This is a genomic window from Pseudomonas sp. St29, assembly GCF_001547915.1.
GTDB lineage: Bacteria > Pseudomonadota > Gammaproteobacteria > Pseudomonadales > Pseudomonadaceae > Aquipseudomonas.
The window spans coordinates 3,275,707-3,297,269 of sequence record NZ_AP014628.1; the positions used below are offsets into that span (position 1 = coordinate 3,275,707).

The window sequence follows — 21,563 nt, forward strand, 5'->3', positions numbered from 1 at the left end:
ACCACATGCTCAGTGCGCACTTGAGTGAATGGCTGGATGCCCAGGCCCAGGCGCTGGACCAGGGTCACTGCGATCCTCAGCAGGTACTCGCTCGACTGGCCGGGGCCGACGTGCTGCGGGTCGGCATCGACCAGGAACTGGGAGGCAGCGGCGGCGAACTGACCGATGCCCTGGAAGTCATGGCCGCGGTGGCCAGTCACTCCCTGGCGGCCGCCTTCGTGTTCTGGGGCCAGCGGGCCTTTATCGAATACCTGCTGCACAGTCCCAACCAGGCGCTGCGCGAGCGCTTGCTGCCCTCGTTGCTCAGTGGCGAGCTGGCCGGGGCCACCGGGCTGTCCAACGCCATGAAGTTCCTGTCCGGGATCGAGGCGCTGCAAGTCAAGGCGCGGGACCACGGCCAGGGCTGGAGCCTCAACGGCCGCCTGCACTGGGTCACCAACCTGCGCAAGAGCGGTTTTGTGGTGGCGGCGGCCATCGAGCACGAGGAGGGCGGTGCGCCCTTTATCCTGGCACTCCCCGATGCCTTGCCCGGGCTGCAGCGCTCCGACGACCTGCAACTGATGGGCTTGCAATCGAGCAACACTGCGGCCCTGGACTTGAGTCAGGTGCAGGTTCCGCGAGACTGGCTGCTGCACGACGACGCCCGGGTATTCCTGCCAGCCGTGCGCCCGGCCTTCCTCGGCCTGCAATGCGCCCTGGCCATCGGTCTGGCGCGTCGCGCCCTGAGCGAGGTGCAGCAGCACCTCGGTGGCTCCCGCTCGGTGCTCCAGGAGCCGTTGCAGGAGCAACGCCAGCAGCTGGAACACAGCGTCGACGAGCTCAAGAGCGGCTTGCTCGACGGGCGTTTCCTGAGCCAACCGGCGGCGCTGTTCCGGGTGCGCATCGCCCTGGCCGAAGCCGCCGCCAACGCCGTGCAGCTGGAGTTGCAGGCCAGTGGCGGCAAGGCCTACCTGAGCGAGTTCGGCAGCGGTTTCGCCCGGCGCTGGCGCGAATCGGCCTTCGTGCCCATCGTCACCCCGAGCCTGGTGCAACTGCGCGCCGAACTGCAACGCCAAGGGCGGAGCGCGGCATGAGTGGCGTGCTCGATGCCCGACAGATCAGCCTGGGCTACCCCGGGGCCGACGGCTGGCACGCGGTGCTGGAAGACTTCGACCTGCAATTGCACGCCGGCGAAGTGGTGTCGATCCTCGGCCCCAGCGGGGTGGGCAAGTCCAGCCTGCTGCGGGTCCTGGCCGGCTTGCAGCAACCGCACAAGGGCCGGGTCAGCCTGCTGGGCGAGGAGCTCAGCGGGCCCCATCCACGGGTCGCGGTGGCCTTTCAGGACCCCAGCCTGCTGCCCTGGCTGAACCTGGAACACAACGTCGCCTTCGGCCTGGACTTTGCCCGCCAGCCGCACCTGAGCCCGGCGCAGCGCCAGCAACGCGTCGATCAGGCGATTGCCGCGGTTGGCCTGGAGCAGGCCCGCCGGCGCTACCCGGCGCAGCTGTCCGGCGGCATGGCCCAGCGCACCGCCCTGGCCCGCTGCCTGGCGCGGCAGCCCCAGGTGTTGCTGCTGGACGAGCCCTTCGGCGCCCTGGACGAGGTGACCCGGGCCGACATGCAGCAACTGCTGCTGCAGATCATCGGTCGGCAGCGCACCGCGGCGCTGCTGATCACCCACGACATCGACGAAGCCCTGCTGCTGTCCGATCGGGTCCTGCTACTGGGTCACAGCCCGGCGCGCACCCTCGGCCAGTGGTCCATCGACCTGCCGGCGCCGCGCGCCGAGCGGATCGAGGAGCTGGGCGCCCTGCGTATCGAGATTCTCAAGACCCTTCGGCGGGCGAGCCGCAATCCCTCAACTTCCCCATTGCCTGCACCGTCGGAGATTGACCATGTGCCTGGACGACTTCACTCACACTCGGCGTGATTTTCTCAAACTCAGCGCGCTGCTGACCGCCGGCGGCGCCATGCCGCTGCTCAACAGCCTGCAGGCCCGCGCCGCCCAGGAGCCGGACGCGCCGGTGCGCATCGGCTACCTGCCGATCACCGACGCCACGCCGTTGCTGGTGGCCCACAACAACGGCCTGTTCGAGGCCGAAGGCATCAAGGCCGAGCGGCCGGTGCTGCTGCGCAGCTGGGCCCAGGTGATCGAGGCGTTCATTTCCGGCCAGGTCAACGTGATCCACCTGCTGTCGCCGATGACCGTCTGGGCTCGCTACGGCAGCCGGGTGCCGGCCAAGGTGGTGGCCTGGAACCACGTCGGCGGCTCCGGTTTGACCGTGGCCCCGGGCATTACCGAGATCAAGCAATTGGCGGGACAGTCGGTGGCGATTCCGTTCTGGTACTCGATCCACAACGTGGTGGTGCAGCAACTGTTCCGTGACAACGGCCTGGTGCCGGTGAGCAAGGCCGCCGGCAGTGCCCTGGGGGCCAACGAGTTCAACCTGCTGGTGCTGCCGCCGTCGGACATGCCGCCGGCCCTGGCCAGCCAGCGGATCGCCGGCTACATCGTCGCCGAGCCGTTCAATGCCCTGGCTGAAGAGCTCAAGGTCGGCCGGGTGCAGCGCTTCACCGGGGATGTCTGGCGCAATCACGCCTGCTGCGTGGTGTTCATGCACGAGCACGACCTGAACAACCGCCCTGAGTGGTCGCAGAAGGTGGTCAACGCCATCGTCAAGGCCCAGCTGTGGACCCGCGACCACCGCGCCGAGGCCGCCCAGTTGCTGTCCAAGGACGGTGCCAACCGCTACACGCCCCATGCGCCCCAGGTGCTCAACCGGGTGCTGGCTCCGGCGGCCACGGACCGCGAGGCCTACCTGGCCAGCGGCGCGATCCGGCACAGCCACTGGGACGAGCAGCGCATCGACTTCCAGCCGTACCCGTTCCCCAGCTACACCCAAGAGCTGGTCAAGCGCCTCAAGGACACCCTGATCGAGGGCGACAAGGGTTTTCTCGCCGGCCTCGATCCGGCGCACACCGCCCAGGACCTGGTGGACGAGCGCTTCGTGCGCAACGCCATCGCCGCCGTCGGCGGGCTCAAGGCCTTCGGCCTGGCGGACAGTTTCGAGCGTAGCGAGGAGTTCGGTCTCTGATGGGCAAGCAACCTTCCTCCTTGAACCACTGGGTCCTGGGCCTGGCGGGGCTGGCGAGCCTGCTGCTGGCCTGGTGGCTGGGGGTGCACCTGCTGGGCGGCGGCAACGGCCTGGCGGCGCGTTTCTCGCCCGAGGCCACCTTCGCCAGCCTGGTGGAACTGCTGGGGCGTGGCGAGCTGTATGAGCACGTGCTGGTGAGCCTCAAGCGCATCCTGGTGGGCCTGCTGCTGGCGCTGCTGATCGGCGTGCCCCTGGGCCTCTTGGTGGGCAGCTACCGGCACCTGGAAGCGGCCACCACCCCGGCGTTCCAGTTTCTGCGGATGATCTCGCCGCTGTCCTGGATGCCGGTGGTGGTGATGCTGATGGGCGTGGGCGACCAGCCGATCTACTTCCTCCTGGCGTTCGCCGCGCTGTGGCCGATCCTGCTCAACACCGCGGCCGGCGTGCGCCAGCTGGACCCGCGCTGGCTGCAATTGAGCCGCAGCCTCAGCGCCACCCGCTGGGAAACCCTGCGCAAGATCATCCTGCCGGGGATCCTGGGGCACGTGCTGACCGGGGTGCGCCTGTCCATCGGCATCCTGTGGATCGTCCTGGTGCCCTGCGAAATGCTCGGGGTCAGCGCCGGCCTGGGCTACTTCATCCTCGACACCCGGGACCGCCTGGCCTACTCGGAACTGATGGCCATGGTCCTGCTGATCGGCGTGCTGGGCTTTGCCCTCGACGCCCTGGCCCGCGGCCTGCACCGTCGCTGGTCCCACGCCTGAGCCCGCAGCCAGGTGCAGGCGCAGTGATGACGAGGGCCTCTTGATGCGGCGGCGCTCGTGGTCACGCCTTCAAGCAGGGTTTTGCTCCGGCTGAGCCTGCCGCGCCTGTTGCAGCAGGGTCACCCATTCGTTGGCGAAGCGGTGACAGTCTCCCGGCCAGCGGGCGGTCAGCAGATTGCGGTCGCGCACCACAAAACCGCGTTCGGGATGGGCGGCTGAGTCACGGCGCGGGAGCCAGGGTCCGGACAGAAAATCCGCCGGGCTGGCCAGGGCCTGCTTGATCTCTGCCTCGACGCTGCAGTCGTAGGTGCGGTAGTAGCGCCCCAGCCAGGGCGCGGTGACGATCCAGGCCGCCAGTTCCATGGGGCCGGCCAGCAGCGCGGTGACCTTGCGCCCATAGAGCACGGAGCGCCCGGTGTCGGGATCGATGCAGCGGGCCAGGGCCAGGGGGCCATGGCACACCGCGGCCACCGGTTTGTCGGCCTTGAAGAAGGCCAGGATGATCCGCCTCACGTCCTCGGACTCCAGCAGGCTGCGCATGCCCCGGGCATGGCCGCCGGGAATCAGCAGGCCCTCGAAGGCCTGCGGATCGACCTCGGTGTACTTCAACGGACGGCGAAATTCCGCGTCCCGGGTCATGCTGTGGTAGCGCTGCAGATCCGCCGCCGGGGTCATCAACAGCGGATTGAGCGGGCCGAAGCCCAGGCTCACCAGGCGCGAATCGGCGTAGGCCGGCATCCCTTGCGGCGTGGCGAATTGCGCTTGGAACCCGGCGTCCCGGGCGGCCTGCCAGGGCAGGCTGCTTTCAGTGGGGTCGTAGTCGGCGTGGGGCAGCAGGATCAGGAACATGGCGCGGGCTCGCAGCACAAAAGGTGCGCTGCAGATTAGCAGTCGCCGGGCAGGCTGTAGTCGAACTCGTAGTGGTGCTGACCATCCTGGATGCGGATCTGCATCCGGCCCGCCAGGCCCAGCAGTTCACCTCCGGCGGAGTCGGGCAGCACCTGGATATGCTGGGTCGCCTGGCCCCGGTCCATGACCCCGTAGTGCATCAGCACGAAGCTGCCGTGTCGGCCGGCCAGGCTGCCCTCGACGCGTTCCAGGGCTACATAGCCTGCCGAGCCCGCCACGGTGCCGAGGCTGTTGAGCATTTCGCCGAGGCTGGTTCCCTGCAGGTCGCCTTCGAAGGTCTTGTGAATGGCCATGCGCCCCAGTTGGGCCGCTTCGGTGCCCGGGGCTACGGGGTGGGCGGGCAGTTTGACGCTGAATTGTCCTGTGGCGAGCATGCTGTTCTCCGGTATCGGCTGGGTGATAATGCGCGGCGGACCTTGGGGCGTTGGGCCCCGGTTCGGGGACAAGGATGAAAACACACGCATCATGCAGTGCATTGGAAAAACGCGACCGCCAGCCGCCACCGCTCCCGGGCCGGCTCGGGGCGTGCTCAATCAGCGTCTGGCGGCCCGGCACGTCGAACACTTGCGGCAGGCACCGCCGCCCGCCCTGGCGCCCTGGGTGGAGCACTTCTGGTACGTGGGCTGGGCATTGCCCGAATCGCAGGTCGAGCATCAGCAAACCTTGCCCCACCCCAACGTGCATCTGGTGCTGGAGGGCAATCAGGCGCGGATCTGGGGGCCGCACCGGCAACGCTTTTGCAAGACCCTGGCCGGTCACGGCTGGGTGTTCGGCATCAAGTTTCGTGCGGCGGCGTTCCAGCCGTTCTGGGGGCGCTCCATGGAACTGTTGCGCGACCGTTCGCTCGCTGCGGCCGAGGTCTTGGGAGCGGCCGACAGCCTGCTTGAGGCCGGCCCCTGGCCGGGCATGGCGTCGATGTGCGAGCGGGCCACGGCCTGGCTGCTGGCCCACCTGCCCGCGGTCGATGAGCGCGTGGAGTGGCTCAACCAACTGGTGGAGCGGGCCGCCGCCGACCCGCACCTGACCCGCGTGCAGGACCTGGCGCAACGGGCCGGCGTGAGCCCGCGCCAGTTGCAGCGGCTGTTTGCCCATTACGTGGGGGTGAGCCCGAAATGGGTCATTGCCCGCTATCGCCTGCACGAGGCCCTGGCTTTGCTGCAGCGCGGCGAGGCCCAGCCAGATGCCGAGCTGGCCCTGCGCCTGGGTTACTTCGACCAGGCGCATTTCGTCAGGGATTTCCAGCGCATGGTGGGCCAGCCGCCGGCGGCCTATGTGCGGAGCCAGGTGGCGCGGGACTGAGCCCGCGCCGGCCTGGCTGGCGGCTGCCCCGTCACTTGGCCGCGGCGGCGCGGGTGCGCTGGATGTCCTGCACCAGGCCCTCGATGCGTTGCAGTTGCTCGCGGTTGTCGTGGTCCCAGGGATGAAAGCCGGGTTTGAAGAACTGCAGCCAGGGCAGGGCAATGCGCGGGAACACGCCCTGGCTGCCATAGAGGTACTTGAGCACCCGCCACAGTCCGCGCCAGTGGCCGCCGCGACGGCGGTCGGCGATCAGCATGCGCACATGGAAGTCGAACACCACCAGCCAGAAGGTCAGGGTGGTGAAGAGCATGGTCGCGCTGCGCAGCAGGTAGCGTTTGGGCCCGGGGCGGATCACCTGGTTGAAGACGTCGAAGGACACCGCCTTGTGTTCGGTTTCCTCCAGGGCATGCCACAGCCACATCTGCCGGTAGCCTTCCACCGAGTGGCCGAAGCGGCTGGGGTCGCGCAGCAGCAGGTCGGCGAGGATCGCGGTGTAGTGTTCCAGGGCCACGGTGATCGCCAGGTTGAAGGCCGGCGGAAAGTGTTTCTTCTGGAAGTCGAGGATGATCCGCAGCCGCCGGTCCAGCAGATGGGCCGGCAGTCCGGCGTTCTGCAACAGGTCGTTGTAGTGCTGGTGCTCGCGGCTGTGCATGGCTTCCTGGCCGATGAAGCCCTGGATCTGGCGCTTGAGCTCGGGGTCGTGAATCTGCTCGCGGTAGTGGCGCACGCTGTCCATGAAGAACAGTTCGCCGGCGGGAAACAGCAGGGACAGAGCGTTGAAGAAGTGGCTGACGTGACTGCCTTGTTCGTGCCAGTCGCAGGCACGTTCGGCAGGCAGTTCAACCTTGATGTCACGGCGGATGGGCAGCATGGCTGGCGCTCCTCTAGACACTTGGCGGTGAAGGTGGCGGCCTCAGAGGCCGCGTTCGTCCTGGGGCTTGTAGAGCGGCGGCCGCTCCCGGCCCGGCTTGGGCGCCAGGCGCCGGCTGAGCCACACCACCAGTCCCTGGTAGGCACTGGGCAGCAGGCGCACGAACAGGTCGAGCAGGTGCGCGTCGCGACCGATCAGCACCCGTCGCTTGTTCTTGCGCACCCCGTGCAGGATCACCTTGGCGGCGGTTTCGGCGCTGGTGATGAAGAGTTTTTCGAAGTCGTCCCGGGCCTGCTGTTCGTTGTCGATCAAAAAGCCTTTGACGTTGTCGCTGATGCGGCTGGTGCGGGCGATGTCGGTGCGGATGCCCCCCGGGTGCACGCAGGTGGCGGAGACCCCGTGGCCTTGCATGTCCAGTTCCTGGCGCAGGGACTCGGTGAAGCCGCGCACCGCGAACTTGGTGGCGTTGTAGCCGCTCATGCCCGGCTGGGAGAACAGCCCGAACACGCTGGAGGTGTTGATGATGTGCCCCTCGCCGGCCTGCTTGAGGTAGGGCAGGAAGGCCTGGGTGCCATGGACCACGCCCCAGAAGTTGACGTCGACGATCCACTCCAGGTCCGCCAGGCTGGAGCCTTCCACGGTGCTGGACAGGGCGACTCCGGCGTTGTTGAAGATCAGGTGGATCTGGCCGTGTTCGGCGGCGCTGGCGGCGGCCCAGGCGAACATCGCCTCGCGATCGCCGACGTCCAGCTCCTGGCTGCTGATGCGCAGCGGCAACAGTGTGGCGGCCCGGGCCTGGGCCACGGTCTGGGCCAGTCCCTGGGGGTTCTTGTCGGCCAGGGCCAGGTGGCAGCCCTCGCGGGCCAGGGCGACGGCCAGGGCCCGGCCCATGCCAGAGGCGGCGCCGGTGATGGCGGCGACTTTACCGTTAAAGTTTTTCATCGGACGGCCTCTTCGAGGTTCAGTGGGCGCGCGGCGGCTTCGGCGGCGGCGACGGTTCCGGGCTGGGGCAGCTGGGTGCTCAGGTAGTCCTGGAGGCGGAAGTGCTGCACGGTCCTGCGAAAGCTCCAGGTGGACCCGGGCCACAGGGTGGTGTTCTTGCCGCTGCGCGGGTCCAGGTACCAGCTGCGACATCCGCCGACGCTCCAGATGGCGCCGGCCAGGCGCTGCTGCAGGCGCTGGTTGTACTGGCGCTCGACCTCGGGACGCACCTCGATACTGGCCAGGCCGTCCTGGCGCATTCGGTCCAGGGCCTTGAGGATGTAGTCCACCTGGGCCTCGATCATCAGGATCATCGAGTTGTGGCCCAGGCCGGTGTTGGGGCCGACGATCATGAACAGGTTGGGAAAGCCCGGCAGGCAGGTGCCGAGGTAGGCATGGGCGCCCTGTGACCAGCTGTCCGCCAGGTCCTGGCCCTGGCGGCCGAACAGCAGGCCGCGGGGCAACGGGTCGGTGGCCTGGAAGCCGGTGCCGAAGATGATGCAGTCCACCGCATGGCGGTTGCCGTCGGCGGTGATCACGGCGTCGCCGTCGATGCGCAGGATCGGCTCGCTGATGACCCCGACATTGCCCCGGGACAGGGCCGGGTAGTAGTCGTTGGAGATCAGGATGCGCTTGCAGCCGATGCTGTAGTCAGGGGTCAGTTTCTGGCGCAACAGCGGGTCGGGCACTTGCTTGCGCAGGTGACGCAGGGCCACGCGCTGCACCAGCTTCATCAGTTGCGGCCGCCGGGCAAAGGCGATGACCCGGCTTTCCAGGGCCCAGTACAGTGCCGAACGCACCAGATGCTGGGTGAATGGCAGGTGCTTGAAGGCCCAGCGCTCCAGGGCGCTGAGTTCGCGGTCGGGCTTGGGCATGATCCAGGGCGGGGTGCGCTGGAACAGTTTGAGCTGGGCCACCCGCGGAGCGATTTTCGGCACGAACTGGATGGCGCTGGCGCCGGTGCCGATCACCGCCACGCGCTTGCCTTGCAGGGCATAGCGATGGTCCCACTGCTGGGAGTGGAAGCGCTTGCCGGTGAAGCTTTCCAGCCCGTCAATCTCCGGTAGCGCGGGGCGCGACAGGCCGCCCATGCCGGACACCAGCACCCGGGCACTGACCTGGCGGCCGTTGCCAAAGCGCAGTTGCCAACGCGCGCTGGCCTCATCGAACCGCGCCTGTTCCAAACCCATGTTGAAGCGCAGCCAGGGTGCCAGGGCGAAATCCCGGGCGCAGTTTTCCAGGTATTCGCGGATTTCCGCCTGGGGCGCGAACTGCCGGGTCCAGTGCGGATTGGGCGCAAAGGAATAGGAATAGACATGGGATTGCACGTCGCAGGCGCAGCCGGGGTAGTGATTGTCGCGCCAGGTGCCCCCCAGGGACGCGGCTTGTTCGGCGACAAAGAAATCCACTAGCCCGGCTTCCTTGAGCTTGATCGCCATGCACAGCCCGGCAAAGCCGGCGCCGATGATGGCGATGTCCACGACCTCGGGGTCGTCGGGTGGCGAGTACGCATTCATGGTGTGTACCTCGATTGTAGGGTGACGCTTGGGTGACTTTCGTCGGTGAGTGAAATCTCAGGATTGCACAATTTAAAATAATGTTTTAAAAATTAATTTAAATAAATCACCTGGAAATGTCACCTACGCCATCGGCTTGTGGATTTTGACCGGGCGCCTGCGCACTGCGCCGGCGACGCCACAGGCGGCACCAGGCCAAGGCGACAGCCATGCAGCCGGATCATCCTGGTCCTGGCGTGCGGTGCAGGGAAGCTGAGGGGGCGGGTTATGGAATGGCTAGTGGCGGCGGCAGTCTTCCTGGTGGTCAGTGCGCTGCTCTGGGGCGTGAGCGTCCGCATCAATCGCAGGATCGAACGCCAGGTTCCGATCAACGGGCGTTTTCTGGAGGTCGGCGGCGAGCGTATTCACTACACCGACGAAGGCCGCGGTCCGGCATTGCTGATGATCCATGGCCTGTCCGGCTGCGGGCGCAACCTGACCCACTCCCTGGCTCCTTCATTGCGCGAGCGGTTCCGGGTCATCACCCTGGACCGCCCCGGGTCCGGCTATTCCACCCGGGCCCGCGGGGCGGCGGCGGACCTGCCGGCCCAGGCCGCCCTGGTGGCCAGATTCATACGTACCCTGGATCTGGGGCAGCCGCTGGTACTGGGGCATTCCCTGGGGGGCGCGGTGGCGCTGTCGTTGGCTCTGGATCATCCGCAATCGGTGTCCGGGCTGATCCTCGTGGCGCCCCTGACTCATCCGCAGCGCATGCTGCCGCTGGTGTTCCTGTCCCTGGGCGTGCGCCCGGCCTGGCTGCGCCGCTGGATGGCCCTGACCCTGGCGGCGCCCATGGCCATGCTCGGCCGCCGTGGGCTGGTCAAGGCGATATTCGCCCCGGACCCGGTCCCCGAGGACTTCGCCGAGCGCGGCGGGGGCTTGCTGGGCATGCGTTCGCAGAACTTCTACAACGCTTCCAGCGAGATCGCCGTGGTCAACCGTTCCTTGCCGGAGATGGTCAAGCGCTACCCCAGTCTGAAGCTGCCGGTCGGCTTGATCTATGGCTCGGCGGACTCGGTACTCAATTACCGCAAGCATGGGCAAGCGATGGTCGGCAAGGTGCCGGGGCTGTCCCTGGAGATTGTTCAGGGCAGGGGGCACATGCTGCCGATCAGCGCCGTCGAACGGGTGGTGGCCCTGGTTGAGGAGGTCGCCTCCCGGGCGACGCCGCACCGCAGCGCCACGGTGCTGCGCCCACCGTTCGCGGCATCACGAGCAAGCTAGAGGGGAGGTCGGGGACGGTTTCGAGCCTCCCCCCAACCCCTCTGCAAGCCGCTGTAAATGCGTCACGGGCGACATTCAGGACAAGCCGAAAAAATAGTTGACGAGCTAACGAACCCGAGCTATTTTTTTAAAAAAATGTTTTGAATGTTTTTTTTGAAAGTGCAATTGAGCGATTAAAATAATGAAAATAACGCCATTTCACGCTTTTGTTTTTTCATCCAATCACGCGCCATGCAGCGTCATCGCGCTGTCCTTTATAGCATCCCTGTCCACTGCCTCTGTGCGGAGGCTGCCATGACTGTTTCCGTGGCGGCACCCGGCGTCTGGACCGATGGCAAGCGCCACCTCTGGTGGCTTGGCACCTTGCCGATGATCACCCCTTTGCTGGCCGGGCTGTTTGCCCTCACCACCGGTGTCCAGGTGTTCTGGTGGAGCGGCGTGGTGGTGATCTTTGGCCTGATTCCACTGATTGACGGCCTGCTGGGGGAAGACGCCAGCAACCCGCCGGAATCCGCGGTTCCCGATCTGGAGAAACAGCCTTACTACCGCTTTATCGTCTACAGCTGCGCCGTGCTCTCGGTGTTGTCCCTGGTGGTCACTGCCTGGATGGCGGTCAGCGGGGTGGACTGGATCATCGCCGGCGGCCTGCTGCAGTTGAGCCAGCAGCTACACCTGCAGGGCGGCCTGGCGAACTTCGCCACATTCCTTACCGAGCGTGCGCAACTGCACGGCAGCGTCGGCTGGTTCACCTACCTGGGCATGGCCATGTCCACCGGTGCCGCCACCGGCATCGCCATCAACATCGCCCATGAACTGGGGCACAAGAACCGCGGTATGGCCAAGTTCCTGGCCAAACTGGCCCTGGCCTCGACCTTCTACGGGCACTTCTTCGTCGAGCACAACCGTGGCCACCACGTTCGCGTGGCGACCCCTGAAGATCCGGCCAGCTCGCGCCTTGGCGAGTCGTTCTGGAGTTTCCTGCCGCGCACCGTGTGGTTCAGCCTGCGTTCGGCCTGGCATTTGGAAAGCGAGCGCCTGCACAAGCTCGGGCTGCCGACCCTGCACTGGAAGAACGGCGTGCTCAGCGCCTGGCTCTACAGCGTGGTGCTCTGGGGCGTGCTGATCGTCTGGCTGGGGGCGGCGGTGATTCCCTTCCTGGTGATCCAGGGCATCTACGGTTTCTCCCTGCTGGAGGTGGTGAACTACGTCGAGCACTACGGCCTGCTGCGCCAGAAGCAGCCCAACGGCCGCTACGAACGCTGCTCGCCACGCCACTCCTGGAACAGCAACCGTATCGTCACCAACATCTTCCTGTTCCAACTGCAACGGCACTCCGACCACCACGCCAACCCGACCCGCTCCTACCAGGCCCTGCGCCACTTCGACGAGTCGCCGCAGCTGCCTTATGGCTACGCCACCATGATCGTCTGGGCCTATGTGCCAGTGCTCTGGCGGCGGCTGATGGACCACCGGGTCCTGGCGCATTACGCCGGGGACGTGCGGCTGGCCAATCTGCATCCGGCCAAGCGTGCCGAACTGCTGCGGCAATACGGTTTTACCGACACCGATCCAGGCTCCGCCGTTTAGCTGTACCGCTCGCCTTCAAGCGCCGGTGGCCTGTCCGGGGCATCCGCTTGAAGGGCCAGCGAGGCAACACCGAAGTCCTTACGCCAAGTTGACCGACAACAACAATAAGCAACTGCAAGGAAGTCACGGATGTCTATTTCACCTCTGTTCGCTGCCCGTCTGTTCGTGGTCCTGGTGGGCGTGTCACTGCTGAACGCCGCCGAAGCCGCGCGCATCGAACCGGCCAATACCGAGTTCAGTGCCAAGGGCCCCATCAGCTTTGCCAAAAGCATCATCAATGCCGACTGCACCATCCAGGTCAGCGGCAAGGTCAGCCCCGACGGCAGCTTTGCCAGCGTCGACAAGGTCGACTTCGGCGGTGGCCTCAAGTGCGGCCAGGTGGAGGCCACGCACCTGCCCTGGAAGCTGGTCGCCAAGGACGAAACCAGCGGCGCCATGTCCGGCATCCGGGTCACGGTGCACGCGCCCCTGGTGGGCGGCGAATGCGGGCCGAGCACCGCCGAGGGCAGCTGGAACAACAGCACCGGAAAACTCGAGGCGGCCCAGGTCAGCCTCGACGGCGGCTGCACCATCAAGACCGTATCGATCCAGATGCCGCCCACGTTCCGGGTGGCGCCCTGAAGCCAGCACACCATCCATGGAGGGACGCTGATGACACTGCGATTGAGTCCGGAAGTACCGGTTGTTCAAGCCGGGTCGGTATCGCCCTAGCGCGCTCCAGTACCGAATTCGGTCGAGCCCGAGAGCCGATGGCGTCATCGACCCCCTGGCAAGGCTGATAACCCCCTGGCAACTGCCTGTTGCCTAAATCTTGAGGAAAACAACAATGCAAAGCATCAAGACTCTGGTATCCGTAGCTTCCTTCGCCATCTGCCTCGGCGCCGCGTCGATGGCCAACGCCGCAACCATCGCGCCTGCCGGGGCGACCTTCTCGGCACCGGGCACCATTTCGGTGTCTTCGCCGGCGTCGTTCGGTGTGCCGGTCAACTGCAACATCAATTTCACCGGTACCGTGGCCGCCAACGGCTCCAATGCTTCGATCACCGGCGCCACTGTCAGTGGCAGCAACTCGCTGTGCGGCGTGCCGTCGCTGCTGGGCCTGCCTTGGACCCTGACCGCGTCCAGCGCCACTGCGGGTACCGTGACCGGGGTCAACTTCAAGATCCTCTCCAACTGCAGCAGCGCTCCAGTGACCATCAACGTCACCTGGAACAACGCCACCAACACCCTGAGCATTCCTTCGGCGCAAACCGTCGGCAGCTGCAAGATCACGGCTCTGAGCGTCAACCCAAGCCCGGCGTTCACTGTCACTCCATGAAGTTGATCTGACTTCAGCCTGTTGATCACTTGCTGAAAAAAACAGGTGCCTCGCCAGAGGCGCCTGTTGCAGTCCCCCGGATCGGTGGTGACCGACCGCGGTCGATAATAATAAGGAGTGGGGCATGAATAATAAGAAACACAAGATCCAGACAGTCATCGGCCTGGCCGTGCTGGGTGGCTTGATCAGTTCCGGGTCGGTTCAAGCGGGTGGTTTCTCTACTCCAACGTACGGTGCTCCCGGCTGGGGCCGGGCGTTCGGTGGGGGTTCGCTGTTCAAGAATGATCCCAGTGCGGCCTTCAACAACCCGGCGGCCATGGCGTTCATCGATCAGAACGTGGCACAGATGACCGTGGATTACGCACGGATCAAGATGAAATTCAAAGGCAATGTCAACGACTATCAGGGCAATCCGGCCTCCACCGTTCCCGTGGACGAGTTTGGCAGCATCAGTGGAGACCCCGTGCCGCTGACCGGAAATGGCGGGGAGGGTGGTTTCACTGCCTGGCTACCTACCGGCTTCATGGTATTGCCGATCAACGACCGCTTCGCCTTCGGCCTCAGTCAGGTGGTGCCGTTGGGCATGCGCAGCACCTGGGATGAGGGCTGGAAGGGCCGCGACTTCGCTGTAGATACCAAGATCGAAACGGTTGGTCTGACCGGGGCTCTTTCGTTCAAGGTTCGCGAAGATTTCTCCATCGGTGCTGGTCTAATCGTGCAGCACAGCAAGGGCTTCGTCAGCCAGAACCTCAACCTCAGCGGCGCAGCTGGCATGTCCGTACTGCCTGGAGCGCCTTCCGGCGCCGGTTCGGACCTGATGCGAGTCAAGGTGGATAACACCTCGGTCGGCTGGTTCACCGGCGTCACCTGGAAACCCACCGAACAGGACACCGTGGGCCTGAACTATCACGCCAAGATCAAGAACAAGATGGAGGGCAAGTACAACATTCGCGTCGATGCCTTGGGTCGAAACTTCACCACTCTGCCGGCAGGCCCCAATGGCGAGACCCTGACGGAACTGGCGTATCCAGGCCTCAAGCTCTTCCCCGATGGTGCCAACGCCAGTACCCAACTGGATATTCCCGCCACCGCCGGGCTGGATTGGGTGCACGTGTTCAATGACCGCTTCACCCTCGGCGCCAGTGTGCTCTGGACCCAGTGGTCGTCGTTCAAGGACCTGACGCTCAAGTCCGACGGCAATGTCCTGGTCGCCATTCCCTACAAGTACAAGGACGCGGTGATGTACTCGTTAGGAGGCGACTACAAGTTCACCGACCAACTGACCCTGCGCGCCGGTGTGGCCTTCGATGAAACCCCAACCCGTAATTCCACACGTGACCCACGGATCCCGGACAACGATCGCTGGTTCACCTCTTTGGGATTCGGCTATGACATCAAGGCCATTCCAGGGTTGACCATCGACGGCGCGTACTCGCGGCAGTTCGTCAAGGAGGCCAAGCTCAAGACCGTCAACCAGGATCGCCTCGGTGGTTCCAGCATCGATGGCAAGGTTGAATCGTCGGGCGAGGTGGTGAGTCTTTCCGCGACCTATCATTTCTGATCGCCGGCTATATCGCCGTGCCCTGGTCTAACGGCAGTACAAAGGGATTGCGCTACTGCCGTTGGCTGCACGGGTCGGCTCCAGACCCGTCTTCAACCTGTTTTTTTCAACCCCGGGCTGACGCTGTTCAGCCGTTATGCATTGGCGAATTCACTCAAAACAATATTTAAAAATAAAATTTGAAACATGCTTCTTTCCTTTGTAGGGTGATCTGCAGGGGGCCGGCACAACGCCCAGGGCCCTGGTGGTCGTCTCGTTAGAACAAGAGAGGTATTCCATGATGGTCTGGTTATTGGTGGGACTTGCCGCAGCGCTCGCGCTGGCTTATCGACAGGCGACAGCTGCCCTGTGGCTGGGCGCCGCAGTGGTGTGGCTGGCGGTCGCGTATCTGTTCAGCCTGGTGGGCACCCTGGGATTGACCCTCGGCGTGTTGCTGGTGCTGGCGCCGGCCGCGCTGCTGTGCATCAAGCCCTTGCGCCGCGCCTTGCTCACCCGCCGCGCCCTGGCGATGTTTCGCAAGATCATGCCGGCCATGTCCGACACCGAGCGTGCGGCCATCGAGTCCGGCACGGTCTGGTGGGACGCCGAGCTGTTCAGCGGCAAGCCGGATTGGCCGCGTCTGTTGCAGAGCGCTCCGGCCAGCTTGAGCGCCGAGGAACAGGCGTTCATGGACAACGAAGTGGAAACCCTGTGCGACATGGCCAACGACTGGGAGACCACCCAGGTCTGGCAGGACCTGTCGCCCAAGGCCTGGCAATACACCAAGGACGCCGGGTTCCTGGGGATGATCATTCCCAAGCAGTACGGCGGCAAAGGCTTCTCCCATTACGCCCATTCCCAAGTGGTGATGAAGCTCTCGACCCGCTGCTCGGCGGCGGCGATCTCGGTGATGGTGCCCAACTCCCTGGGTCCGGCCGAGCTGCTGCTGCACTACGGCACCGAGGCCCAGCGCCAGCATTACCTGCCGCGCCTGGCTCGCGGCGAAGACATTCCCTGCTTTGCCCTGACCAGCCCCTATGCCGGTTCCGACGCCGGGGCGATTCCCGATGTCGGGGTGGTGTGCAAGAGCCAGTTCGAAGGCCAGGAAGTGCTCGGCTTTCGCGTCACCTGGGACAAGCGCTACATCACCCTGGGCCCGATCGCCACGGTGCTGGGGCTGGCGTTTCGCGCCGAAGACCCGGACGGCCTGCTGGGCAGCAAGGGCAGCCTGGGGATCACCTGCGCGCTGATTCCTACCACCCATCCAGGGGTCAATACCGGGCGTCGCCACTGGCCGCTGAACGCGGTGTTCCAGAACGGCCCGACCACCGGCAAGGATGTGTTCATTCCCCTTGAATGGGTGATCGGCGGTGGCGCCCAGGTGGGCAATGGCTGGCGCATGCTGATGGAATGCCTGGCCGCCGGGCGCGCTATTTCCCTGCCGTCGGCCAACGTCGGCCTGGGCAAGGTGGCGGTGCGCGGCACCACGGCGTATGCGGCGATGCGCAAGCAGTTCGGCCTGCCCATCGGCAAGTTCGAAGGGGTGCAGGCGCCCCTGGCGCGCATGGCCGGGCATCTGTATGCCTGTGACGCGGTGCGCAAGGTCTCGGTGGCGTCCCTGGATGCTGGCGAGAAGCCGTCGGTGATCTCGGCCATCGCCAAGTACCACGTCACCGAGCGCGCACGGGCCATCGTCAACGACGGCATGGACATCGTCGCCGGCAAGGGCATCTGCATGGGCCCCAACAACTTCCTGGCCCGGGCCTACCAGCAAAGCCCGATCGCCATCACCGTGGAAGGCGCGAACATCATGACCCGCTGCCTGATCATCTACGGTCAGGGGCTGATCCGTTGCCATCCCTACGTGTTCCGCGAAATGGAAGCGGCGCGGGACACCGGACGCAAGGGCCTGGAAGCGTTCGACAGCGCGATGTTCGGTCATATCAGCTTTGTCTTCGCCAACACCGTGCGTGCCGCCGTGCATGCGCTGACCGGCGGCCGTCTGATCAAGGCCCCGGCCAATACCGACAAGGCCCTGGCCGGCTATTACCGGCAGATCCAGCGCCTGTCGGTGGTGCTAGCCCTGGCTTCGGACATTTCCATGGGCGTGCTGGGCGGTGCCCTCAAGCGCAAGGAAAGCATCACCGGGCGCCTGGGGGACATTCTGTCCCAGCTGTACATCCTGTCCTGCGTGTTGAAGCGTTTCGAGGACGACGACCGGCCCCAGGCCGATCTGCCCCTGGTGCACTGGGCTGCTCAAGACTCCCTGCTGCGAGCCCATGAAGCCCTGGCCGAAGTGCTGGACAACTACCCGTCCAAGGCGGCTGCGCGGATCATTCGCGGCCTGAGCTTTCCCCTGGGCATTGCCCAGCGCAAACCCTCGGATCGCCTGCTGGCGCAAGTGGCCGAGCTGGTGCAAACCCCGGGCCCGACCCGCGACCGCCTGCTGGCCGACTCCTACATCCCGCAGCCGGACATCGACAAGCTGGCCTATGGCGAACTGGCGTTCCGCCTGCAGCCGGAGGTGGACCTGATCGAGGCGCGGCTCAAGCCGGCGATCAAGCAGGGCGTCCTGGCGCCGCTGCCGATCTCCCGCGAGGCCTTCGTGATCTGGCGGGTCAAGGCCCTGGAACTGCAACTGATCAGCGCGGACGAGGACGAGCTGCTGGGGCGCTACGTGGAATACGGCGATCACGCGATCCAGGTCGACGACTTCCCTCAGGACTTCGGTCTGCTGGAAGCCCTGCAGCAGCGTCAGGCGCACTTCGAGCAAGGCGCCAGGCCGGCCTCGCGCAAACGTACGGCCAGCAGCGAAGACGCGGTGGTCGCCAGCGATTCGGCCTATTGACCCTCTACTGGATTGGATCGGGATCTCTTTATGTCTGACGGTTATCTTTCGTTCGTCAATTCCGGGTGGGGCCGCTGGCTGGCCCAGCGTACCGGCCTGCCGCAACCGGTGCCGCTCCAGCGCCACCGCGAGGGGCAGGGCGGCAACCTGATCAACCCGGTGATCCTCGCCGCGGCGCCCGAAGGCCGCCTGCTGGGCGAGCTGCAACGGATCTTCGCCGCCACCGACACCGTGGCGGCCCAGGCCGCGAGTATCAATGCACCCTCGACGGTGAAGGTCCAGGGCCTGGTGTTCGACGCCAGCGGGCTGGCGGATATCGCCCAGCTCGATGAGCTGTACCGCTGCTTTCACGCCAATGTCCGGCGCCTGGGCGCCCATGCTCGGGTGCTGGTGCTGGGCACGCCGCCGGAACACTGCAAGGCGCTGGAGCAGGCGGTGGCGCAGCGGGCCCTGGAAGGTTTCGTGCGCTCCCTGGGCAAGGAACTGCGTCGGGCCATCACCGTCCAGTTGCTGTATGTCGAGCCCGGTGCCGAAGCCGAACTGGACAGCAGCCTGCGCTTCTTCCTGTCCCGGCGCTCGGCCTATGTCTCGGGCCAGGTGGTGCGCATCGGCGAGCCGGTGGACGTGCCCCGGCACATCGATTGGGAGCGGCCCTTGAGCGGACGGCGAGCCCTGGTCACCGGTGCCTGCCGCGGCATCGGCCTGGCGATTGCCAAGGTCCTGGCCCGGGACGGCGCCCAGGTGGTGTGCCTGGACATTCCCCAGGTCGAGGCCGAGTTGCAGCAGGCCGCAGCCGGCCTCAAGGGCGATGCCCTGGCCCTGGACATCACTGCCGCCGGGGCCGGGCAACGCTTGCTGGAGTTCGTCGGTGAGCACGGCGCGTTCGATATCGTCGTGCACAACGCCGGCATCACCCAGGACAAGACCCTGGCCAAGATGACCGAGGCGGCGTGGCGCAAGGTCATGGCGGTCAACCTGGAAGCGCCGCTGCTGCTCAGTCAGGCGTTGCTCGCGGGCCAGGGCCTGAACCCCGGTGGGCGGATCGTCTGTGTGTCGTCGATTTCCGGAATCGCCGGCAACCTCGGGCAAAGCAACTACGCCACCTCCAAGGCCGGGGTCATTGGCCTGGTGCAGAACCTGGCGCCCCTGGCGGCGCGCCAGCAGATCACCGTCAACGGCGTGGCCCCGGGGTTCATCGAAACCCAGATGACCGCGAAGATCCCGCTGCTGATCCGCGAGGCGGGACGGCGCATGAACTCCATGAACCAGGGCGGGCAGGCCGTGGACGTGGCGGAAACCATCGCCTGGCTGGCCCATCCGGGTTCCGGCGGGATCAATGGGCAGGTGGTCCGCGTCTGCGGGCAAAGCCTGCTGGGGGCCTGAGCCATGAATAGCGACAGCGCCATTCGCATCATCGAACCGCCACCGTCCCGGGGCCAACTGCTCTATGACGGCATCCGCAGCCTGCGCAAGCCCAAGCCGGACGCCGCGCCGGCGCTGCCCGCCGAGCGCCTGGTGCGTCCGGCGGTGGAGTTGCAGGCCGCCGGGATCGCCCGCTACGCCCAGGCCTGCGGCTTTCGCCGGGAACACGGGGTGCCGCTGGCATTTCCCCATACCCTGGCGTTTCCCTTGCACCTGTTGTTGCTGACCGACCGCAGGTTTCCCTATCCGGCCAGCGGCATGGTTCACCTGGCCAATCGCATTCGCCAGTACCAGAAGCTGGAGGAGGGCCAGGCCCTGCGCCTGGAAGTGTTCGCCGAACGCTGGCTGGCCCATCCCAAGGGCCAGGCGCTGTCCATCGCCACCCGGGGCCACAGCGGTGGCAGCCTGGTCTGGGAAAGCCACAGCCTGTACCTGCGCCGTGGCGTGTCCAGCCCCATCGGCGAGCCCTGGGAAGGCGCGCTGAAGCAGGATGAAGCGCCACTGATTCGCACCCAGCGCTGGAACCTGGGGGGCGACCTGGGACGGCGTTTCGCCCAGGTCAGCGGCGACTTCAACCCGATTCACACCTCCTGGCTCGGCGCCCGGCTGTTCGGTTTCCGCCGCCCCATCGCCCACGGCATGTGGACCCTGGGCCGGGCCCTGGCGGCCCAGCAACCGCCTCATGCGCTGGCGGCGGCGGAGCTGGACTGCGAGTTCAAGCTGCCGATCCTGCTGCCGGCGGCGGTGACCTTGTGGAACCGTCTGCCGCACGGTTCGCGCCATGAGTTCGAAGTGCGCAACAACGCGGGGGACAAGCCCCACATGCGCGGCCTATTTATCTTGGGAGCTGGGCAATGACTGAGTACAGTTTCAATCCGGCGCCGGTGCGCCGGGTGGCGATCATCGGCGGCAACCGGATTCCCTTCGCCCGCTCCAACACGGTCTATGCCAACGACAGCAACCAGGACCTGCTGGTGGCGGCGTTGCAGGGGCTGGTGGATCGCTACGGCCTGTCCGGCCAGCGCCTGGGGGAGTTCGCCGCGGGGGCGGTGATCAAGCATTCCCGGGATTTCAACCTGGCCCGGGAGAGCCTGCTGTCCACCACCCTGGCGCCCCAGACCCCGGCCTACGACGTGCAGCAGGCGTGCGGCACTGGGCTTGAGGCGGCGCTGCTAGTGGCCAACAAGATCGCCCTGGGGCAGATCGAGGTGGGGATTGCCGGCGGTGCCGACACCACCTCCGACGCGCCGATCGGCATCAACGAAGGGCTGCGCCGGATCCTGCTCCAGGCCAACCGGGCCAAGGGCCCCGGCAACAAGCTGCGCAGTCTGCTCAAGGTGCGCCCGGGGATGTTCTTTAAGCCGCTGCTGCCGCGCAACGGCGAGCCACGCACCGGGTTGTCCATGGGCGAGCACTGTGAAGAAATGGCCAAGCGCTGGCACATCAAGCGCCTGGCCCAGGATGAACTGGCGCTGGCCAGCCACCAGCAGTTGCATGCCGCCTATCAGCGCGGCTTCTTCGACGACCTGATCACCCCGTATCGCGGCCTGACCCGGGACAACAACCTGCGAGCCGATGCCAGCCTGGAGAAGCTCGCCGGCCTGGGCCCGGCCTATGACCGCCACAACGGCACCCTGACCGCCGGCAACTCGACCCCGCTCACCGACGGTGCCTCGGTGGTGCTGCTGGCCAGCGAAGACTGGGCCGCGGCCAACAACCTGCCGGTGCTGGCCTACCTGCGCACCGGGGAAACCGCCGCGGTGAATTTTGTCGACGGCAGCGAAGGGTTGCTGATGGCCCCGGCCTACGCCGTGCCGCGCATGCTGGCCCGGGAAGGGCTGGGCCTGGGGGATTTCGACTTCTACGAGATTCACGAAGCCTTCGCCGCTCAGGTGCTGTGCACCCTCAAGGCCTGGGAAGACGCCGATTACTGCCGGGAAAAACTCGGCCTCGAAGGGCCGCTGGGCAGCATCGAGCGCAGCAAGCTCAACGTCAACGGCGGCTCCCTGGGCTGTGGGCATCCGTTTGCCGCCACCGGCGGACGCTTGCTGGCGACCCTGGCCAAGGCGATCCACCAGCGTGGCTCCGGTCGGGGACTGATTTCCGTCTGTGCCGCAGGCGGGCTGGGTGTCACCGCCATCGTCGAAAAATAAAATAACAAGGAGACTGC

Annotated in this window: 19 protein-coding genes; 14 read left to right on the forward strand and 5 right to left on the reverse strand. The window is 66.0% G+C overall.

Annotated elements, in window-relative coordinates:
* The first annotated feature begins 5 nt into the window (after positions 1-5).
* The 4 genes from PST29_RS14775 to PST29_RS14790 are packed head-to-tail and all read left to right on the forward strand — an operon-like array spanning position 6 to position 3,838.
* A complete protein-coding gene (locus PST29_RS14775; RefSeq protein WP_060843508.1) occupies positions 6-1,073 on the forward strand; it encodes an acyl-CoA dehydrogenase family protein in 1,068 nt (355 codons plus the stop codon).
* Positions 1,070-1,909: an ABC transporter ATP-binding protein gene (locus tag PST29_RS14780; RefSeq protein WP_060839168.1), complete on the forward strand. Its 840-nt coding sequence runs from the start codon at positions 1,070-1,072 to the stop codon at positions 1,907-1,909. Before PST29_RS14775 ends, PST29_RS14780 begins: the two co-directional genes overlap by 4 nt.
* Positions 1,875-3,074, forward strand: a complete 1,200-nt coding sequence (locus PST29_RS14785; protein ID WP_060843509.1) for an ABC transporter substrate-binding protein — start codon at positions 1,875-1,877, stop codon at positions 3,072-3,074. The genes PST29_RS14780 and PST29_RS14785 overlap by 35 nt, the downstream gene beginning before the upstream one ends.
* Positions 3,074-3,838: an ABC transporter permease gene (locus tag PST29_RS14790; protein ID WP_060843510.1), complete on the forward strand. Its 765-nt coding sequence runs from the start codon at positions 3,074-3,076 to the stop codon at positions 3,836-3,838. The genes PST29_RS14785 and PST29_RS14790 overlap by 1 nt, the downstream gene beginning before the upstream one ends.
* Before the next feature lie 69 nt (positions 3,839-3,907).
* On the opposite strand, the gene PST29_RS14795 is transcribed toward PST29_RS14790, so the two are convergent.
* Together PST29_RS14795 and PST29_RS14800 are read right to left on the reverse strand one after the other, a co-directional pair.
* Complete coding sequence (locus PST29_RS14795) at positions 3,908-4,687, reverse strand: type 1 glutamine amidotransferase domain-containing protein (protein ID WP_060843511.1); 780 nt, start codon at positions 4,685-4,687, stop codon at positions 3,908-3,910.
* A 35-nt stretch (positions 4,688-4,722) separates the two neighbouring features.
* Positions 4,723-5,121, reverse strand: coding sequence for a DUF3224 domain-containing protein (locus PST29_RS14800; protein ID WP_060839172.1), 399 nt, complete (start codon positions 5,119-5,121; stop codon positions 4,723-4,725).
* A gap of 151 nt (positions 5,122-5,272) precedes the next feature.
* Here PST29_RS14800 and PST29_RS14805 point away from each other — a divergent pair, with 151 nt between their 5' ends.
* Complete coding sequence (locus tag PST29_RS14805) at positions 5,273-6,046, forward strand: AraC family transcriptional regulator (protein ID WP_060843512.1); 774 nt, start codon at positions 5,273-5,275, stop codon at positions 6,044-6,046.
* A gap of 31 nt (positions 6,047-6,077) precedes the next feature.
* Here PST29_RS14805 and PST29_RS14810 read toward each other — a convergent pair whose 3' ends face one another.
* The 3 genes from PST29_RS14810 to PST29_RS14820 are packed head-to-tail and all read right to left on the reverse strand — an operon-like array spanning position 6,078 to position 9,415.
* Complete coding sequence (locus PST29_RS14810) at positions 6,078-6,917, reverse strand: metal-dependent hydrolase (protein ID WP_060839174.1); 840 nt, start codon at positions 6,915-6,917, stop codon at positions 6,078-6,080.
* Between the two features lie 42 nt (positions 6,918-6,959).
* Positions 6,960-7,859: an SDR family NAD(P)-dependent oxidoreductase gene (locus PST29_RS14815; protein ID WP_060843513.1), complete on the reverse strand. Its 900-nt coding sequence runs from the start codon at positions 7,857-7,859 to the stop codon at positions 6,960-6,962.
* Positions 7,856-9,415, reverse strand: a complete 1,560-nt coding sequence (locus PST29_RS14820) for a flavin-containing monooxygenase (RefSeq protein WP_060843514.1) — start codon at positions 9,413-9,415, stop codon at positions 7,856-7,858. The genes PST29_RS14815 and PST29_RS14820 overlap by 4 nt, the downstream gene beginning before the upstream one ends.
* A gap of 267 nt (positions 9,416-9,682) precedes the next feature.
* On the opposite strand from PST29_RS14820, the gene PST29_RS14825 reads away from it, so the two are divergent.
* From PST29_RS14825 to PST29_RS14865, 9 genes are all read left to right on the forward strand, one after another.
* Positions 9,683-10,678 (forward strand): alpha/beta fold hydrolase, encoded by a 996-nt coding sequence (locus PST29_RS14825; RefSeq protein ID WP_060839177.1) that lies wholly within the window; start codon positions 9,683-9,685, stop codon positions 10,676-10,678.
* A gap of 294 nt (positions 10,679-10,972) precedes the next feature.
* On the forward strand, positions 10,973-12,265 hold the full coding sequence (locus tag PST29_RS14830) for an alkane 1-monooxygenase (protein ID WP_060843515.1): 1,293 nt from the start codon (positions 10,973-10,975) through the stop codon (positions 12,263-12,265).
* Positions 12,266-12,394: 129 nt separating this feature from the next.
* Entirely contained in the window at positions 12,395-12,886 is a 492-nt protein-coding gene (praA, locus tag PST29_RS14835; protein WP_060843516.1) for an alkane oxidation protein activator PraA, read from the forward strand.
* Between the two features lie 205 nt (positions 12,887-13,091).
* Positions 13,092-13,583 carry an alkane oxidation protein activator PraB gene (praB, locus tag PST29_RS14840; RefSeq protein WP_060839180.1) on the forward strand — a complete coding sequence of 164 codons (492 nt, stop codon included), beginning with the start codon at positions 13,092-13,094 and terminating at the stop codon, positions 13,581-13,583.
* A gap of 124 nt (positions 13,584-13,707) precedes the next feature.
* Complete coding sequence (locus tag PST29_RS14845; RefSeq protein ID WP_060843517.1) at positions 13,708-15,144, forward strand: outer membrane protein transport protein; 1,437 nt, start codon at positions 13,708-13,710, stop codon at positions 15,142-15,144.
* Between the two features lie 277 nt (positions 15,145-15,421).
* Entirely contained in the window at positions 15,422-17,971 is a 2,550-nt protein-coding gene (locus PST29_RS14850) for an acyl-CoA dehydrogenase (RefSeq protein WP_060843518.1), read from the forward strand.
* Positions 17,972-18,001: 30 nt separating this feature from the next.
* Positions 18,002-19,354, forward strand: a complete 1,353-nt coding sequence (locus tag PST29_RS14855) for a 3-oxoacyl-ACP reductase (RefSeq protein WP_060843519.1) — start codon at positions 18,002-18,004, stop codon at positions 19,352-19,354.
* Between the two features lie 3 nt (positions 19,355-19,357).
* On the forward strand, positions 19,358-20,251 hold the full coding sequence (locus tag PST29_RS14860) for a MaoC family dehydratase (protein ID WP_060843520.1): 894 nt from the start codon (positions 19,358-19,360) through the stop codon (positions 20,249-20,251).
* Positions 20,248-21,546, forward strand: a complete 1,299-nt coding sequence (locus tag PST29_RS14865) for an acetyl-CoA C-acetyltransferase (RefSeq protein WP_060843521.1) — start codon at positions 20,248-20,250, stop codon at positions 21,544-21,546. The genes PST29_RS14860 and PST29_RS14865 overlap by 4 nt, the downstream gene beginning before the upstream one ends.
* Positions 21,547-21,563: the final 17 nt, after the last annotated feature.

Bases quoted from the DNA above. Each gene is read 5' to 3' on its own strand.
- PST29_RS14775 (WP_060843508.1), top strand. From the start codon at position 6: ATGCTCAGTGCGCACTTGAGTGAATGGCTGGATGCCCAGGCCCAGGCG.
- PST29_RS14780 (WP_060839168.1), top strand. From the start codon at position 1,070: ATGAGTGGCGTGCTCGATGCCCGACAGATCAGCCTGGGCTACCCCGGG.
- PST29_RS14785 (WP_060843509.1), top strand. From the start codon at position 1,875: ATGTGCCTGGACGACTTCACTCACACTCGGCGTGATTTTCTCAAACTC.
- PST29_RS14790 (WP_060843510.1), top strand. From the start codon at position 3,074: ATGGGCAAGCAACCTTCCTCCTTGAACCACTGGGTCCTGGGCCTGGCG.
- PST29_RS14795 (WP_060843511.1), bottom strand. From the start codon at position 4,687: ATGTTCCTGATCCTGCTGCCCCACGCCGACTACGACCCCACTGAAAGC.
- PST29_RS14800 (WP_060839172.1), bottom strand. From the start codon at position 5,121: ATGCTCGCCACAGGACAATTCAGCGTCAAACTGCCCGCCCACCCCGTA.
- PST29_RS14810 (WP_060839174.1), bottom strand. From the start codon at position 6,917: ATGCTGCCCATCCGCCGTGACATCAAGGTTGAACTGCCTGCCGAACGT.
- PST29_RS14815 (WP_060843513.1), bottom strand. From the start codon at position 7,859: ATGAAAAACTTTAACGGTAAAGTCGCCGCCATCACCGGCGCCGCCTCT.
- PST29_RS14820 (WP_060843514.1), bottom strand. From the start codon at position 9,415: ATGAATGCGTACTCGCCACCCGACGACCCCGAGGTCGTGGACATCGCC.
- PST29_RS14825 (WP_060839177.1), top strand. From the start codon at position 9,683: ATGGAATGGCTAGTGGCGGCGGCAGTCTTCCTGGTGGTCAGTGCGCTG.
- PST29_RS14830 (WP_060843515.1), top strand. From the start codon at position 10,973: ATGACTGTTTCCGTGGCGGCACCCGGCGTCTGGACCGATGGCAAGCGC.
- praA (WP_060843516.1), top strand. From the start codon at position 12,395: ATGTCTATTTCACCTCTGTTCGCTGCCCGTCTGTTCGTGGTCCTGGTG.
- praB (WP_060839180.1), top strand. From the start codon at position 13,092: ATGCAAAGCATCAAGACTCTGGTATCCGTAGCTTCCTTCGCCATCTGC.
- PST29_RS14845 (WP_060843517.1), top strand. From the start codon at position 13,708: ATGAATAATAAGAAACACAAGATCCAGACAGTCATCGGCCTGGCCGTG.
- PST29_RS14850 (WP_060843518.1), top strand. From the start codon at position 15,422: ATGATGGTCTGGTTATTGGTGGGACTTGCCGCAGCGCTCGCGCTGGCT.
- PST29_RS14855 (WP_060843519.1), top strand. From the start codon at position 18,002: ATGTCTGACGGTTATCTTTCGTTCGTCAATTCCGGGTGGGGCCGCTGG.
- PST29_RS14860 (WP_060843520.1), top strand. From the start codon at position 19,358: ATGAATAGCGACAGCGCCATTCGCATCATCGAACCGCCACCGTCCCGG.
- PST29_RS14865 (WP_060843521.1), top strand. From the start codon at position 20,248: ATGACTGAGTACAGTTTCAATCCGGCGCCGGTGCGCCGGGTGGCGATC.